We start from the raw sequence: 14,455 nt of genomic DNA on the forward strand, positions 1-14,455 counted from the left end.
CTATTCCTTCCCCCGCACGAACTCCATGCGGGCTATCTCCTCGGGCGTCGCCACGTCGATGCCCTGGCTTTCGCATTCCTCGCGCATGCCCTCTATGAGCCGCGCGAACTCGGCCGACTCCATGGAGCTCGACCCCTTGTACGCCTTGACGGTGCGTCGCTCCTCGCCGCCGATCCAGTCCGTCCCCAGGTCGTCGTAGTACTTGAAGTAGCAGCCGACCGGAACCTCGGGCGAGAGCGTCACGAGGTCGCAGACCCCGTACTCCCTGAGCATGTTCAGGTGGACTTCCGAATCGGACATGCGCAGCGCCCTCGCCAGGCGGTTGAGCATCGCCCAGTAGTAGGCGTTCTGCGTGAGGGTCCTCTTCCTCGCGACCTTCTTGCACTCGTAGGTCTTGGACGGGTCCTGGTTCGACAGCCACGCCATGCACTCGTAGGCGTTGCCCCTCATCGGACGAACTCGCGGCATCCGCAGGGACAGGCGCTCGCCGCCAGCTGCTGCTCGTCCTGGAACGTGTAGCGCGTCCCGCACGACCTGCACGCAGCCACGAACGGGCCCTGCTGCCTGTTGTCCCCGGCGTCGGCGTCGCTCGTGTCGTCGATGGAGAACAGGTTCCCGAGCGCGCGCTTGCCGGCGTAGCTCGCGGCCGTGCCGGTTATCTGCGACGCGTCCATGCCCTTCTTCTCCTTCGGCTCCCGCGCCCAGCCGCACGCGGAGGCCTCCTTGCCCGTCTCGACGTCGGTCACCGTGGCGGTCGACTTCGCGTAGACCCATCCGTCGGCCACGTTCACGACTTCGTCGTCGCACATGAGCAGCAATCCCTTCTCGAGGCATATCGGCTTCGCGGCCTCGAGGATGTCCTCCTTGCTGCGGTAGGAGAACCCGCCGAACTTGTTGTACTGGCCCTTCTCGACCTTGAGCAGCGCCTGCACGTCGAGCAGCTTCTTGGCGATAGAGCTATCCACGGCTTCCTCCAAACTCGCGCTCGCACACCTCGGCGAGGGTGCCCATCTTGAACGTGCCGGTGATTCCCACCAGGCCGCACAGCATGCCGAGCGCCCTCATCTGCTCGACGGTCGCGGAATCGACCACGACGACGCAGGGGACGGGCAGCTTCTCGGACGGCCCCGAGGCGATGGCCATGGCCTTCCGAACCGTCTCGGCCGTCTGATCCGCGACCGTCGGCGCCGGCTGCGCGGGGACTAGCGGAACAGGAGCCGGCATCGGCGCCGGCTGCGGAGGCATCGGCGCCGGTTCGACGGGGGCTTGCTCAGGCTCTCCGTACAGCTCGCTCTTCATGCCGTCGAGGCGTCGCTTGTCCTCTTCGAGCTTCTTCGCCCACGCGACCGCATGGCCGAGGTCGAGCGACTGGAAGAAACGCAGCTCGGCCTGCTCCTGGAACGCCAGCCCCATGTCCTTCAGGGCCTCCCAGTCGGCCGCGACCTTGCGCACGCGCCCCTCGAGCTCTTCCTTGCACTTGGGAAGGGGCGCGGTCTTGTTGAGCCACTTCGGGTCGGCCAGCCCCTCGTAGGGGACCATCTCGGCGAGTATTCCGGCCATCGCCTCGTAGTGCTCGCGCAGCTCGGCCTCCTTCTTGTCGCGCCGCGCCTGGTCGGCCTCCTTCTCGACGGCCTGAAGCCTCGCCGCCGCCTCCTTGATGCGGTCGCGCGTCGCGTTTGCGCGGGCCTCGAAGGCGTCGAGGGGGCGCAGGTACTCGGCCTTGACGGCCTTGCGCCGCTCGTCGACCTGCTTCGCGAGGCCGTTGAGGTACTTGCGCTCGCGCATGCACTGCTCCACGTCCTCGGCCGATTCGGCCGACGGCTCCCAGCCGTCGTACTCGGCCAGGATCTCGTCAACCTTGGCGTCGAGCGCGTCGAAGTTCGCCTCGATCGAGCCGGCCAGGAAGCTGACGGCGATGCCGTCCGATTCCTCGATCACCTCGGCCTCGACGGCCTGCGGGGCGTCCTCCCCCGCCTTTTCGAGGGCGGCGACGACGTCGGCCTTCTTCGCCCCCTTGGGAATGTCGACCCCCGCGGCCTCCGCTTCTTCGCGGAGCTGCGCGACGGTCATCTTCGCGTAGTCCATGTCCATCACCTTCCGTCGGGCTTCTCGCCCGGTTTCAATTCAGGGAGATAGCTGACGGGCAGCAGCCCGTAGCAGTCGATGTCGCTGTCTCGGAACCTCAGGGGGTCGCCGACCAGCGACGGGTCGAACAGGGCGGCGTATCGGCTTATCCCCGCCCACAGGGTGTTGTCGAAGGCGTACTCGCCGCCGACGTCGATGCCCCTGTCTACGCAGAACGCAGCCACCCGGTCGCGCACACGGCCGCATCTGCGGCCCTGCATCGCCTTGACGTAGCCGACGATCTCGAAGAACGCCGAGGGGTTCGATTCCATCCACCCCCTCGTGCGGATCGCCATCGTGCGGCCCGATGCCAGGCGCTCGCCGCTCACCGTGTAGCGGCGGACGTGCGGGCTCTCGATCGTCGGCCTCATCGCCGCGCCGCCATCGCGAAGAACTCGACGCCGAACGCGTCGAAGGAACGCCACGCGCTCCGTTCGCCCTCGTGCGCCTCGACCTCGGAGCCGACCGCCTCGGCCATCGCGTCGAACAGCGCGTCGCTGTCGAGCGAGTGGAAATGGCGCCTCGACCCCCGGCCCAGCATGTCGCGCTCCGCCGCGTCGAGCTCTATCCTCGCCTCTGCGAGCCTGCGCACCTTGTCGGCCGTCACATCCATGTCAGCACCCAGCCTTTCGCGGCGAACAGCACGACGAAGATGCCGACGACGAAGCAGGCCGCCTGTGCTACCATTTCGGGAGTGACCTCGCGCAGAAGCGGGTCGCTCTTAGCGAACGCGCGGGCCGCCGCCAAGCAAGACCGCGCGTTCCTTCCTCTCTCTTTCATCTATAACCAGCCTTTCAAACGGGCCCCTCACTTCTGAGAGGCGAATGTCTCTCGCCGCCGTGAGAACCACGTCGGCCTTCTCGAACTCGAACTCCCATCGTCCTTTGCGGAATACAACGGGGTCGTTCTCTTCGGGTCTTCGGCCCATGCGACCACCTAGACCTTCGCTTTCAGCGCCTCGGGCAAGCAGTCTTTGAAGTCCTCGATCTCGAGGTCGAGTTCTGCGCACAGGGCCACGAACTCGTAAGACTTGATGTTTCGAGCGCCGTAGAGGCTTCGATGAAGCAGCACGGGGTCCATCTCGACGCGCCTGCTCAGCTCGGCGACGGTGATGCCGCGACGTTTCACGGCGCGGTCGATCACTTCAAAATCTTTGCTTCGCATGTCTCTCCTTTCTCTTTCGGATACATTTTGTAGCCATCACGAATTATAGCTACAGTGTGTAGCCATGACAATATCAAATTGTTAAAAAGTAACGAAATGTAGCTTTTGCCTGATGAATTAGCTATAATGGGAACTACATAAAGTAGTGGAAGGGTTGCCATGAACCAGAAGGAATACATCGGCAAGACGATTCGCCGATACAGGGAAGACCGGCTCGGAGTTTCTGCCGATCGCCTGGGCGAGATGCTCGAGCCGCCAAAGAGCGGGAAGACGGTGCTGTCTTGGGAGCGAGGGCGCACCGAGCCCGACGGGAACACCCTCATTCAGCTGTGCGTGATATTCGGGGCGAAGATCGGCGACTTCTACTACAAGCCCGCCGACTATTTCCTCGTATCGCTCGACGGCGAAGAAGACGACGGATGGACGGAGGCGCCGCTCCTCGGGTCCGTCGCCGCCGGCGTCCCGCTCGAAATGGTTCCGACCGACACGCCGTGCCCCGCCCCTGCGGCGATCAGATCGAGGTTCCCCAAGGGGTTCTTCCTGAAGATCAAGGGCGAATCCGTGAACCGCGTCCTATGCAACGGCTCGTATGCCTACATCAACCCAACGAGCGAGGTGGTCGACGGCAAGCTCTACGCCGTCGCGGTCAACGGGGACGAGGCAACCGTCAAGCGCGTCCATAGGCTCGAGAACGGCATCAAGCTCCGCCCCGACTCGAACGACCCGACGTTCCGAGACATGATCTTCGACTACAACGACCCGGAGACGAAAACGGTGACTGTTATCGGGCGCGTCGTCTGGTGCATGTTCCCGTTCGACTACGACTTCTAAGGAGGAGAGCGTGAGGTCCCTTAAATCGGCTTTCAGAAAATGGCGCAAGATGGAGGACGAAGACCGCGAGAAGTTCGCCAACCAGCTCGTCGATGCCATGGTGAAGCAACTAGCGGGAAGACCGCCGAGCGAGGAGGAGTTGCGCGAAATAGAGGAGCGCAAGAGGATCGAGGAGGAGGGGCTCCGCATCCGGCGCGAGAGGCTGTCCGAGGCAGGCGTCGACGTCGCCATGTTCACCGAGGAAAAAGTCGAGAAAGACGCCGCCTCGATGCTCGCGAAGTTCATTCCCCAGGTCGTCGGCCTTCCCGTGGACACAAGCTCGAAACACATCGGCATCGACTTCAAGAACATGACGAAGACGGGCAAGGTTCCTAAGAACGTCGCCAGTGCGGCCTTTCGCATGTCCTGGCCGATCGGCGCACGGCTCGACGGGACGATCGTGGCGAATCTCACGTACACGAGCGACGGCGGAATGAACCTTGTCGACATGCACGTATGGGCGGCGCAGTGCGGGATGAGCGTATCGGTTAGGCTTATCGACGGAGAGCGTCAGATCGTATACGTCGTGCTGACGGAGGTAGACACCGGGGTGAAGACGACGATGTATTCGCGCGATGCGGGGGATTCAAACCCCGACGAAGCCGTGACGAAATCCTTCGCGTCGATCAAAGAAAGGATCGCTGCAAATGAATAGCGCAAAAGCAAGCGGGTTCTCCGAGGTCCCGATTCTGACGGCCAGGCAGGCCGTCGAATACGCCGAGGCTTCGAGCGGGAGGCCGTGCGTGATGGACGTCGGCGGCCTCAAGCGCGACATCGCGAAGGCGTTCGAGGCGCACGGCTGGAGCGAGCGGGCCGCCGAAGACGCCGCCCGCGACTGCGTTAGGGCCGTCCTTGTCGGACGATGAGAAGGGAATAAAAGAAGAACCCCGCCCGGTGCTTGGCGGCAGAGGGGGCGGGGTTCGTCGATTCAGGGCGCACAAACGTCCCGACAGGGGTGATTATACATGGGCTATTACCTGATGTACCTCAGGAAGTCCCGAGCCGACGCCGAGAAGGAGCGCGTCGGGAAATACGAGACGCTGGCCGTCCACGAACGGGCGCTCACCGAGCTGGCGAGGCACGAGGGGTACCGCGTCGAGGAAGTGTACCGCGAGCTGGTGAGCGGCGAGAGCATCGAGGCGCGCACCGAGTTCAAGCGCCTCATGGAGCGCATATCCGACCCCGAGTGCGACGGCGTTATCGTCCACGCGATCGACCGCCTCGGGCGCGGCGACCCCATGGAATACGGCTGGATCCTGTCCTCGTTCAAATGGACGCACACGAGGATAGTGACGCCTGGCAGGGTCTACGACCCGGACGACCCGTCAGACGCGCAGCACCTCAAGCTGCAGATGTTCGTCGGAAACATCGAGCTGGAGCACATCCGCGAGCGCATGAAGGCCGGCAGCGTCATGTCGGCGGAGCGCGGCAACTACCTAGGGTCGAAGCCGCCGTACGGGTACGACAAGGTGCTCGGGCGTCCCGAGATAACCCCGTCCGAGACGGAGGCCCCCGTGGTGCGGATGATGTTCGAGATGGCCGCTTCGGGCAGCAACAAGGGCGCGATAGCCCGCAGGCTCAACGATTCCGGGGTCAGGGCGAGAGGCGGCGGAACCTGGTCGCCGTCGCGCATCGGCGCGATCCTGTCGAACCCCGTGTACAAGGGCATCATCCGCTACGGGTACCGAAGGAGCCGGGTCGTCTCGCGAGACGGCCTGAAGTTCGTGAAGAAGACCGTAACGAGCGCCGAGGGCGAGTACGTGGTATCCGAAGGGAAGCACGAGCCGCTGGTCGACGCCGAGACGTGGGAGAAGGCGCAGGCCGCTTTCGAGGCCGTCCCCGTGAGACGCGACAGGACACTGAAGAACCCGCTGGCTGGCGTCGTGTTCTGCGGCAAATGCGGCCGGGCCATGACGCGCCAGCTCGTCCGCAACAAGTACGGCGGCGAGTATCCCAGGCTCCATCACGCGTACAACACGGGATGCAGGTGCCGCAGCGCGTCCGTGGCCGACGTGGTGGACGCGCTGTGCTCCGCGCTCGAAGCGGTCGCCGAGGACGTCGAGACGGGGGCGCGCCCCGTCGGGTCCGACCCGCGCGAGGTCGCCGCGATAGAAAGGGCGCTCGCGGACGAGGAGCGCAGGCTGGACAAGCTCCTGGAGCTGTTCTACGCCGAGGCCATCACCGTGTCCGAGTTCAAGTCGAGGCGCGACGCATCGGAGGAATCGGCCGGGCGCATGAGGTCGAGGCTCGCGGAGCTTGCCGCCCGCGACGTCGACGCGGACGAGTTCGCCTACACCGTGCGCGATGCCGTCGGTATCCTTCGCGACGAAGGGGCCGACGCGGCCGCGAAGAACGACGCCGTGCGCTCCGTGGTCGAGCGGGTCGATTACTGGCGGGAGGACACGCGCGGCGGGAGGATCAGGCTCCGGGTCGAGCTGAAGGGCATTGATTAGCTATCTTCGATGCACCTGTACTCCGACCAGAATGGCGTACTCGGTCGTGCCCTGCCCGCTTCGGCATGCCGCCTTCGCATGCATGCGCGCCATCGAAGAGCGCGCCGCGCAGCCCGCGCGCCCGACCGCATTGCGCGCCCGCTCCATCAGGCCGTGCGAGCCCCGCGCATTCGGCCGCGCCGCGCAACCGAGCAATCCTTCGCCGTTCTTCCACATCATGGCAAACCCCTTTCTCTTCATTGCAAGACCGTCCTATAGAAACTCCAGCAGGATCGGCCCCATGACCACGATCAACATCGCCGGCAAGATAAGCCCCGCCGTAGGAAGGAGCATCTTCACCGGCGCCTTCGCCACCAGCTCCTCCATCTTTGCCCGATAGCATCCGCGCGCCTCGCTCGCCATGACTTCCAGCATGCGCGACATCGGATTTCCGTAGCGCATGCAGCGCGTCGTGTTGTTCACGAACGTCGTCAGCGACGCCACGTCCATTTCGTCGGCGAGCTTCCGAAGGGCTTCGTCGCGCGTCTCCATGCCGCTCTCCCACGAACGGCAGGCACGGCGGCACGCCATGGCGAGCTCGTCATCGAAGCGCGAGCAGTACAGCGAAAACGCGCTTTCGAACGAAAGTCCCGCACGCATCCCCAGCGCCACCGCGTCCACCATTTCGGGAACGTGCCGCTCGACCAAAAGCTTCTCTGCCGCTTTTTTCTTGCGAGCGAACAGAGAAAACGCTGCCTCTTCCGTATCCAGCCTCCTGGAGGCGTCCGCGGAAAACGCCGCAAGGGCCTTAGATCGCGCGCGGCGTCCCTTGCACCGCTCGTCCGCGGCTTCTCGCAGCCACAGCCACAGACACGATCCCGCGACGGCCGCGCTCAGCCCGATGAAAACGACCATGCCGCCCTCCCTTCGATCTATACGGCCACCGACAGCATCTTGCGTATCAGCAGCACGCCCGCCACCTGCATGCATGCGGCCAAGACGAGCAGCGCCATGCCGCGCGCGTCAGCGAAAAACGGGTCGAGGAACCCTGGGCTCGCCATCGAAAGCACCGCGAGCAAAAACAGCGGCAGGACGCCTACCATCTGAGCCGATAGGCGGGCCTGGGCCGTCTGGACGCGCAGCGAGCGGCGCAAATCAAGTCCGCGCACGATCGAATCCTCGGCCGCATGGAGCACGGGCGTCGCATTGCCGCCGCAGGAATACTGCACGTCCAACGCCATGGCCACGAAGCCGAGCTCGTCCAGCCCCGCGTTGCGATGAAACCGCGCCAGCGCCTCGTGCATCGGAAAGCCCAGTTCGATATCGCGCGTCACCTGCAGAAACGATTCCTTCAAAGGCTGATCGACCTCGTGAGCGACCTCAGCGAACGACTGGGGAAGCGAAAGGCCCGCATGCAGGCACGCCTCCATGCAGCGAAGCGCGTCGGGGACCTGCTCGCGGATCTTCTCCCGCTCCTTCGCGCCGCCCTGCGACACGACGAGCACCGCGGCGGCGACTAGGCAGGCCGGCACCAAGACCGCCGACGCAAGCGACTTGAACACGATGGCCGAAGCCGCCGACGAAGCGATGCAGCCAGCGATGCACAGCGACATCGCGCTTTCGGCCGACGCATCCCACCCCCGCCTTCCAAGCAGGCCCGCGGCATCGGACGCGACCCTGCGCGCACGTCGGCTTCTCATCGCGAGGCGCGTGCACTCCGAAAAGCACGCAACGCCGTTGCGCACGTAATGGCGCAGCAGAAGCCCGAGCGACTCCCGAAGGTCGCGCCCCTTCCCCTCCCGCGGATCCGAAACTCCGGCGACGGCTGCGGAATAAGCCCGCGAGACGCCCCGATACAGAGAAGAGCCCACGCCCGCAGCGCAGCAGAACCCGCCGACGCACGAGACTCCTAAAAGCATGCCGCCTTCCATCGCGCCACCTCCCATTCGTCGACAAACCCCTGCTCGCATGCCTCATCGAGCCACGCGGGACACGATTCCCACACCCCTCGCCCCGCGGACGAGCGGCGGCGATACACATCGCGTATCCTGCACGCCTCGGTTTCGCCGCGCTCGACCGAGGCGATGGAGCTGACGAAGCGCCCGCCGTCGCGCCCGCGAGACACCTGCACCACCACGTCGAGCGCCGAGGCGATATTGCCCTCGATCACCTCGACGGGCAGGTCCATGCCGTATCGGACCATGGTCACCAGGCGCATCACCATATCGGCGGGCGAATTGGCATGCAGCGTGGTGAGCGACCCGTCATGGCCGGTGTTCATAGCCGACAGCATGTCGAGCGCTTCTGCTCCGCGGCATTCGCCCACGATGATTCGATCGGGACGCATGCGAAGCGCATTGCGTACCAAGTCGCGGATCGTGACTTCGCCCACCCCTTCGGCATTGCACGCGCGCGCCTCCATGCGCACGACGTGAGGATGCTCCGTGAACCTCAGTTCGGCCGAATCCTCGATCGTCACGATGCGCTCCCGCGGGTCGATCGCGCACGAAAGCGCATTCAACATGGTGGTCTTGCCGCTGCCCGTGCCGCCGCACACCGCCATGTTCTTGCGCGAAACCACCGCCCACCTCAAAAGCGCCGCGACGGCGGCATCGAACGACCCGCGCCGCTGCATCTCTTCGAGCCGCATGGCATGTTCGGTGAACTTTCGGATCGTGACCGCCGGCCCGTCGAGAGAAATGGGCGGTATCACCACGTTCACGCGATGACCGTTCGGCAGGCGCGCATCCACCATGGGACTGCTCTCGTCGACGCGACGGCCCAGCGGAGCAAGGATCCTGTCGATAAGCGAGCGCAGCTGAGCGGCGTTGGCGAACAGCGCTCCGTGCGGCTCGATCACACCGCGGCGCTCGACAAAAACCGCATCGATCCCGTTCACCATGATTTCGGTCACGCTCTCATCTTCGACCAGAGGCTGAAGGGGTCCGAGTCCGAACACGATATCGAGCAGCTCGCGGGCAAGACGTTCTTTCGACTCGCGCGGGCGGGCGACCCATTTCGATGTCGCGAACACCGCGCGCATAGCGCTTTTCAGCTCGCTGCGCGCGCGGCGAGGATTGTCGATGGCCAACGAGGCGAGCGTGTCGCCCGCGATGATGGCGCCGACCTCGTCCTTCAGCTCGTCGAGCATCCAGGCGTCGGCGTCGAGCGACGCCCGAGAACCCTCGACCTGCGCGGCATCGACGCGCTCCATCAGGGTCATCATCTGCCTCCTCGTCCGAACAGCGACCTGCGGCGCTTCGGCTCGTCGCCCGCGCCGCGCACGACCTCCCCGCGGCGACCCGGCAATATCTCGGCAAGAAGGGAGCGCGCATCGGCCACGAAAGCGTTCTTCGAATTCACGAGCTCCCCCGGATACCCCGCGCCGAGAAGCTCGTCCACATCCCTTCCCCCGTCGGCCAGCTCCTGCGCCCTGGCGCCGCGCAGGGCGCAGGAAACATCGACCGCCGAAAGCAAGCTTGATTTATCGTGCCTGTTCACCGCGAAGGCGAAGCCCGTCGTGGCCACGCCCAGGCGCGTGCACAGCTCTACGGCGTGCACGGTCGCCCGCAACGAAGACGGCCTGCTGTCCATAAGGAACACCACCGCATCGGCCGTTTCGAGGATGCCCGCGTGGCCGTCGGTCCAAAGCGACCCCGTATTCACCACCACCAGGTCGAACGACTTGCGCAACGCCGCCGTCAACGCGGGCGTCGCGCCGGCGACGAGCTCCGACATCTCCACCCGGCGGGGAGCGGCCAGAAGAAACGGCCCATCGCCCGCAGACGACACCGTATCCGACAAAAGCGATGGATTGCCTATCGCGTCCTCTATCCTCAACGGATTAGCTATGCCGAGCAGATAATCAAGGTCGCCGAACTGGAAATCAGCATCGAAGACGGCCGTGCGCAGCCCGGCCCTATTCCCCAGCAGCGCGAAAACCGCCGACAGCGTACTCTTGCCGCATCCACCCGTTCCCGACACCACGGCAACCACGGTTGCGGGCCCCTCGACCGTCGGCGACCCCGGCACCGAAAAGGACGGGCTGACCACGATATCCAGCCCGCTGCAATCGCGCTTTTCAGGGCGAAGGGCAAGCGGCGGCGGCTCTTTCATCACCGACGCAGCAGCAGCCGAAGCGCTGGAGGAAGGAGCAGCCGATATGGGCGAACGATCAGACCCCCGAAGGTCGAAAGGCGCTGAAGTGGATGTCGGAGAAACGGCCGGCTCGATATCAAAATCGGCTTCGAGGTCGTAATCATCCTGATAAAGCTCGCGCGACACGCTCGGCGGCATGCCCGCTCCTGCAGACACGGCACGAAAAGCACCTGCAGAAACGCCCGTCTCGCGCTTCGCTTCATTGCAAGAAAGCCCGTCGGAATCCGCCGGTGCGCCACGCTCGCAACCAGGGTGCACAGCATCGTTTTTTTGCGGATCGGCCGCTCTGCGTTCGATCGCTTTCCGCTCTGCTCCACGCTGTGAGTCCGCTGCAGATACGATGCCCTCATAGCGCTTCGCGAGCATCGCGCTCGACCTCAAGCCGTCAATCCCGGCAGTCACGGCCCTACTCGCTAACGAGCCGCTCTGCTCGTCGGTCACCAAATAGACCCTCTTCCCGGGATCGTCGCGCTTGATGGCCGCCGCCACGTTGATCGCTTCCATGTCTTCGCACGAAACCACCCACGCTTCGTCTATATCGCACGAAGCCTTCGCCAAGGCGCGGCATTGCTCGGCCCGTGACTCCACGAGCACGAATGGCGAAGGCTCGACACTGCCATCCGGGTTCCGCCATGGCGCAGCAGCCGAATGCGCACGTGTATCGATGCAGATCAGCAGACGCTTACTCATCGTTTCCCTCCTCCTTCGCCCCTTCCTTGCGATTCTCAGACGAAGACGCTGCTTCTTTCACCGAACCGCCAGAATCAGGCGGCTTCGCTTCATCGTTCGCGGAACCTGAAACGTCTTCCTTCGCGGCCGTACGCGAATCGCCCGAAGACGATGCCGCCTTCGAACCGCCGCTCGCCGCCAGGCTTTCGGACGGAAGAGAGAAGTACAGCTCGCTTTTCTGCGAAGCCGCGATGACCTCTTCGACCATCGAAGGCTCCAACGCAAGAGTCACCCACGTCACATCCGATTTCCTATTCGTTTCCTCGTCTACGGATGTCGTGCTTGTGGAAAGAACCAGAACGCGCGATGCCAAAAGATCGGTCGAAGAGCCGGAAACGGAATACACATCGACTTTCGATCCGGGGCGCAGCGAACCGCCGACGGCAGTGACCGCCTTAGACGGAACGCTGATGGCGCACTTTCCATCAGGAACCTGAAGCGCCACTTCCTCGCGCTCGTCGAACCGATGGCGCACGACGACCTCGCCTGCATAAATAGGGCTTGTCGCGGGAAGAGCGGCAATTTCGGCATGATCGGATATCGCATCGTCGGGAACAAGCTCGCTCAGCCAAAGGCGTTTCTCGGCGTTCGTCGTGTCGAGCATGTCGCCGACCGCCACGTCTTCAGTGGCGACCAGAATCTCGACCTGTTCTCCGCCGTAACGGGCAAGCGCCTCCGCTCGCTCCTGGTCGACATCGGCTCGAAGATCGGCAGCATACGCGAGTATGCCCGCGACGCAAAGAACGCCGCACAACGCTCCGACCGCCAAGTGAACACGACGCCGCATCGCAATCCCTTCATCCAACAATGTGAACCGGCATGATGCGCCGGATGCCTTGCACCGAATACAAGCCACGTCACGAACGATTCCCCGTTCGCGAACACCTTCATGATGAAGTACGGACACGGCTGCTTTTTAGAAGGCTTCTTTGCGGCATCAGGCTGAAATCGCCGCTCTACTCAGGCCGAAACCTTGCCCGATTCCGTCCACGTTCCGCGAACGTCGAAACACCGCCTGGTTTCATCTGCAACCTGACGCATAAACGCATACCCACGTCGCGACATGGCCGACATCGTCCGCAATCTCTAATCGCCCGCTCTGTCGGAGTGCGCTTGTCGTTCGGGCACAAAAAAAGCCGAAGCTCAATGCTTCGGCTTTCAGATTCCTATGGTGGGCGATGAGGGATTTGAACCCCCGGCCTTGTGCTTGTAAGGCACCTGCGCTCCCGCTGCGCCAATCGCCCATGGAACCGAAATTATCCCATATTCGAAACCCTTTGTCACTCTCTAATATTGAAGTCTTTCCCACCCGCATATAAGACAATCCTTCAGCAGGTCGATGCAAACGAAAGAAGGCCCTGGACGAATCCAGGGCCTTCTCAGCGTGCAAGAAAAATCCTACAAGATCATCATCGCAGCCGTGACAACCACGAGACAGATAACGGCAAGAACAACCAGAAGCTTCCAAACCCACTTCAGCCACGTGCCGTACTGAACATGAGCAACAGCGAGGCCGCCCATGATGGCGCCGCACGTCGGGGTGAACAGGTTCACCAGACCGTTGGCAGAGCTGAAGATCATAACCATGGTTTCGACGGAGAAACCGAGGTTGGCAGCCAACGGGCCCATGATAGGCATCGACACCGTAGCCATGCCCGAGCTCGACGGAACCAGGAAGGACAGAACCACGTACAGGAACCACGAAGCCGGCGCGAAGATGAAGGCGGAAACGCCCTCGAGCGCATTGGAGGCATTCAGCAGAATCCAGTCGGACATGCCCGTTTCAGCCATCAGGATGGAGATGCCGCGGGCAAGAGCAATGATCATGACAACGCTCATCATGTCAGCGCAGCCGTCGATAAACGCCTTGACCGTCTCGGACTCGGAAAGACCGCCCACGAAAGCGATGATCAAAGCGAGAACGAAGAACCAGCAGGCGGCTTCGACGAAGTACCACTGGCCAAGCGGGAGACCGGTGATGACCTCAGACCAACCGAGGAAGAGGGTGATGCCGAAGTCTTCCCACGGAATGAAGCCGATGACCATGATGACGAACGCCAAGCCGAAGACGATCAGGGCGCCTTTCTGACGACCGGTCAGAACGACTTCGCCCTCGCCTTCGTCTTTGCCGAAGTGCTTCTTCTCATCTTCCTGCTCCTGCAGGGACAGAATCGTCGAGCCGCGGTCTTTCTTGACCTTGGCCGCATACTTCATGACGTAGATGATGGACACGGCGAGGGTGGCGATCCAGAGAATGGCGCCGAGCAGGATAATCGTGCCCTGGTTGACCTCGATGCCCGCATCGACCAAAGACGAAACCGCAGCGCCGACCGCGAACGGATTGACCGTGGAGCCGATAACGCCGCAGCCGGCGCCCAGCAAAACCACGGCAGAACCGACCATGGCATCGAAACCGGCCGCATACATCGTGGCCGCAAGCAGCACGTAGAACGGAACGGTCTCTTCGCACATGCCGTACGTGGTGCCGCCGATAGAGAACAGAATCATCAGGATGGGAATGAGAACGAGCTCATTGCCGTGAAGCTTCTTCACCAAAGCGGCAATGCCGTTGTCAAGAGCGCCCGTCTTGGTCATGACGCCCAGGAAGCCGCCGAGAATCATGACGAAGAAGCAGACTTCAAGCGCACCGCCCGGGAACGTAGCCGGATTGACAGCCCCTTCGACGACATCCGTAGGAGCGCCAGTGAAGCCGTAGATAGGTGCGGTCAGGATATTCGAGAGAGATGCACCCGTGACGGTGCCGCCAGTCGCTGCGGCCGCAATCCAAGAAATCACAGCCAGAACGACCAACAAAATGAGAAGGATACTAAAAGAGCTGATAGGATCCTTTTTCTTTTTAACTTTGTCAGCCATGATATTCCCCTTTCAAGCGGGTATCCATGCGTTATGGCTCTTTCATCCATAACGCATGGAATCCCGCCGGAGGCACCCCTACCCCCGACGGGATTTTGTACCCT

At 63.2% G+C, this 14,455-nt stretch carries 18 protein-coding genes and 1 tRNA gene; 4 read left to right on the forward strand and 15 right to left on the reverse strand.

Annotated elements, in window-relative coordinates:
• From DMP07_RS04495 to DMP07_RS04525, 7 genes are all read right to left on the reverse strand, one after another.
• Complete coding sequence (locus DMP07_RS04495; RefSeq protein ID WP_148039643.1) at nt 1–450, reverse strand: NinB/YbcN family protein; 450 nt, start codon at nt 448–450, stop codon at nt 1–3.
• Nucleotides 447–965 (reverse strand): ERF family protein, encoded by a 519-nt coding sequence (locus DMP07_RS04500; RefSeq protein WP_161957022.1) that lies wholly within the window; start codon nt 963–965, stop codon nt 447–449. The genes DMP07_RS04495 and DMP07_RS04500 overlap by 4 nt, the downstream gene beginning before the upstream one ends.
• Nucleotides 958–2,085, reverse strand: a complete 1,128-nt coding sequence (locus DMP07_RS04505; protein WP_148039644.1) for a DUF1351 domain-containing protein — start codon at nt 2,083–2,085, stop codon at nt 958–960. The genes DMP07_RS04500 and DMP07_RS04505 overlap by 8 nt, the downstream gene beginning before the upstream one ends.
• A 5-nt stretch (nt 2,086–2,090) precedes the next feature.
• The gene (locus DMP07_RS04510; protein ID WP_123197945.1) at nt 2,091–2,495 is read right to left on the reverse strand and encodes a hypothetical protein; all 405 of its coding nucleotides are present in this window, start codon (nt 2,493–2,495) and stop codon (nt 2,091–2,093) included.
• A complete protein-coding gene (locus DMP07_RS04515) occupies nt 2,492–2,737 on the reverse strand; it encodes a hypothetical protein (RefSeq protein ID WP_123197946.1) in 246 nt (81 codons plus the stop codon). The genes DMP07_RS04510 and DMP07_RS04515 overlap by 4 nt, the downstream gene beginning before the upstream one ends.
• Nucleotides 2,728–2,871: a hypothetical protein gene (locus DMP07_RS08760; RefSeq protein WP_161957023.1), complete on the reverse strand. Its 144-nt coding sequence runs from the start codon at nt 2,869–2,871 to the stop codon at nt 2,728–2,730. Before DMP07_RS08760 ends, DMP07_RS04515 begins: the two co-directional genes overlap by 10 nt.
• Nucleotides 2,872–3,060: 189 nt before the next feature.
• A complete protein-coding gene (locus tag DMP07_RS04525) occupies nt 3,061–3,288 on the reverse strand; it encodes a helix-turn-helix domain-containing protein (protein WP_123197948.1) in 228 nt (75 codons plus the stop codon).
• A gap of 159 nt (nt 3,289–3,447) precedes the next feature.
• Between DMP07_RS04525 and DMP07_RS04530 the strand changes: the two genes are divergently transcribed.
• The 4 genes from DMP07_RS04530 (at nt 3,448) to DMP07_RS04545 (ending at nt 6,611) form a co-directional block, all read left to right on the forward strand.
• The gene (locus tag DMP07_RS04530; RefSeq protein ID WP_123197949.1) at nt 3,448–4,119 is read left to right on the forward strand and encodes an XRE family transcriptional regulator; all 672 of its coding nucleotides are present in this window, start codon (nt 3,448–3,450) and stop codon (nt 4,117–4,119) included.
• Between the two features lie 49 nt (nt 4,120–4,168).
• Complete coding sequence (locus DMP07_RS04535) at nt 4,169–4,813, forward strand: hypothetical protein (protein WP_123197950.1); 645 nt, start codon at nt 4,169–4,171, stop codon at nt 4,811–4,813.
• Nucleotides 4,806–5,024 carry a hypothetical protein gene (locus DMP07_RS04540; protein ID WP_123197951.1) on the forward strand — a complete coding sequence of 73 codons (219 nt, stop codon included), beginning with the start codon at nt 4,806–4,808 and terminating at the stop codon, nt 5,022–5,024. Before DMP07_RS04535 ends, DMP07_RS04540 begins: the two co-directional genes overlap by 8 nt.
• Before the next feature lie 99 nt (nt 5,025–5,123).
• Complete coding sequence (locus DMP07_RS04545) at nt 5,124–6,611, forward strand: recombinase family protein (protein ID WP_123197952.1); 1,488 nt, start codon at nt 5,124–5,126, stop codon at nt 6,609–6,611.
• Here DMP07_RS04545 and DMP07_RS04550 read toward each other — a convergent pair whose 3' ends face one another.
• The 8 genes from DMP07_RS04550 to DMP07_RS04585 form a co-directional block, all read right to left on the reverse strand.
• Complete coding sequence (locus tag DMP07_RS04550; protein WP_123197953.1) at nt 6,612–6,830, reverse strand: hypothetical protein; 219 nt, start codon at nt 6,828–6,830, stop codon at nt 6,612–6,614.
• Between the two features lie 33 nt (nt 6,831–6,863).
• Entirely contained in the window at nt 6,864–7,505 is a 642-nt protein-coding gene (locus DMP07_RS04555; protein ID WP_161957024.1) for a type II secretion system F family protein, read from the reverse strand.
• Between the two features lie 17 nt (nt 7,506–7,522).
• Complete coding sequence (locus DMP07_RS04560; protein ID WP_161957025.1) at nt 7,523–8,290, reverse strand: type II secretion system F family protein; 768 nt, start codon at nt 8,288–8,290, stop codon at nt 7,523–7,525.
• Between the two features lie 209 nt (nt 8,291–8,499).
• On the reverse strand, nt 8,500–9,816 hold the full coding sequence (locus DMP07_RS04565) for a TadA family conjugal transfer-associated ATPase (RefSeq protein WP_244594857.1): 1,317 nt from the start codon (nt 9,814–9,816) through the stop codon (nt 8,500–8,502).
• Entirely contained in the window at nt 9,813–11,438 is a 1,626-nt protein-coding gene (locus DMP07_RS08905) for a CpaE/TadZ family protein (RefSeq protein ID WP_123197956.1), read from the reverse strand. Before DMP07_RS08905 ends, DMP07_RS04565 begins: the two co-directional genes overlap by 4 nt.
• Complete coding sequence (gene cpaB / locus DMP07_RS04575) at nt 11,431–12,264, reverse strand: Flp pilus assembly protein CpaB (RefSeq protein ID WP_123197957.1); 834 nt, start codon at nt 12,262–12,264, stop codon at nt 11,431–11,433. Before cpaB ends, DMP07_RS08905 begins: the two co-directional genes overlap by 8 nt.
• 382 nt (nt 12,265–12,646) lie before the next feature.
• Nucleotides 12,647–12,721, reverse strand: a tRNA-Val gene (locus tag DMP07_RS04580).
• A gap of 154 nt (nt 12,722–12,875) precedes the next feature.
• Nucleotides 12,876–14,351, reverse strand: a complete 1,476-nt coding sequence (locus DMP07_RS04585) for a YfcC family protein (RefSeq protein ID WP_123197958.1) — start codon at nt 14,349–14,351, stop codon at nt 12,876–12,878.
• Nucleotides 14,352–14,455: the final 104 nt, after the last annotated feature.

Source organism: Slackia faecicanis (assembly GCF_003725295.1).
Taxonomy (GTDB): domain Bacteria; phylum Actinomycetota; class Coriobacteriia; order Coriobacteriales; family Eggerthellaceae; genus Slackia; species Slackia faecicanis.

Bases quoted from the DNA above. Each gene is read 5' to 3' on its own strand.
- DMP07_RS04495 (WP_148039643.1), bottom strand. From the start codon at position 450: ATGAGGGGCAACGCCTACGAGTGCATGGCGTGGCTGTCGAACCAGGAC.
- DMP07_RS04505 (WP_148039644.1), bottom strand. From the start codon at position 2,085: ATGGACTACGCGAAGATGACCGTCGCGCAGCTCCGCGAAGAAGCGGAG.
- DMP07_RS04510 (WP_123197945.1), bottom strand. From the start codon at position 2,495: ATGAGGCCGACGATCGAGAGCCCGCACGTCCGCCGCTACACGGTGAGC.
- DMP07_RS04515 (WP_123197946.1), bottom strand. From the start codon at position 2,737: ATGGATGTGACGGCCGACAAGGTGCGCAGGCTCGCAGAGGCGAGGATA.
- DMP07_RS04525 (WP_123197948.1), bottom strand. From the start codon at position 3,288: ATGCGAAGCAAAGATTTTGAAGTGATCGACCGCGCCGTGAAACGTCGC.
- DMP07_RS04530 (WP_123197949.1), top strand. From the start codon at position 3,448: ATGAACCAGAAGGAATACATCGGCAAGACGATTCGCCGATACAGGGAA.
- DMP07_RS04535 (WP_123197950.1), top strand. From the start codon at position 4,169: ATGGAGGACGAAGACCGCGAGAAGTTCGCCAACCAGCTCGTCGATGCC.
- DMP07_RS04540 (WP_123197951.1), top strand. From the start codon at position 4,806: ATGAATAGCGCAAAAGCAAGCGGGTTCTCCGAGGTCCCGATTCTGACG.
- DMP07_RS04545 (WP_123197952.1), top strand. From the start codon at position 5,124: ATGGGCTATTACCTGATGTACCTCAGGAAGTCCCGAGCCGACGCCGAG.
- DMP07_RS04550 (WP_123197953.1), bottom strand. From the start codon at position 6,830: ATGATGTGGAAGAACGGCGAAGGATTGCTCGGTTGCGCGGCGCGGCCG.
- DMP07_RS04555 (WP_161957024.1), bottom strand. From the start codon at position 7,505: ATGGTCGTTTTCATCGGGCTGAGCGCGGCCGTCGCGGGATCGTGTCTG.
- DMP07_RS04560 (WP_161957025.1), bottom strand. From the start codon at position 8,290: ATGAGAAGCCGACGTGCGCGCAGGGTCGCGTCCGATGCCGCGGGCCTG.
- DMP07_RS04565 (WP_244594857.1), bottom strand. From the start codon at position 9,816: ATGATGACCCTGATGGAGCGCGTCGATGCCGCGCAGGTCGAGGGTTCT.
- DMP07_RS08905 (WP_123197956.1), bottom strand. From the start codon at position 11,438: ATGAGTAAGCGTCTGCTGATCTGCATCGATACACGTGCGCATTCGGCT.
- cpaB (WP_123197957.1), bottom strand. From the start codon at position 12,264: ATGCGGCGTCGTGTTCACTTGGCGGTCGGAGCGTTGTGCGGCGTTCTT.
- DMP07_RS04585 (WP_123197958.1), bottom strand. From the start codon at position 14,351: ATGGCTGACAAAGTTAAAAAGAAAAAGGATCCTATCAGCTCTTTTAGT.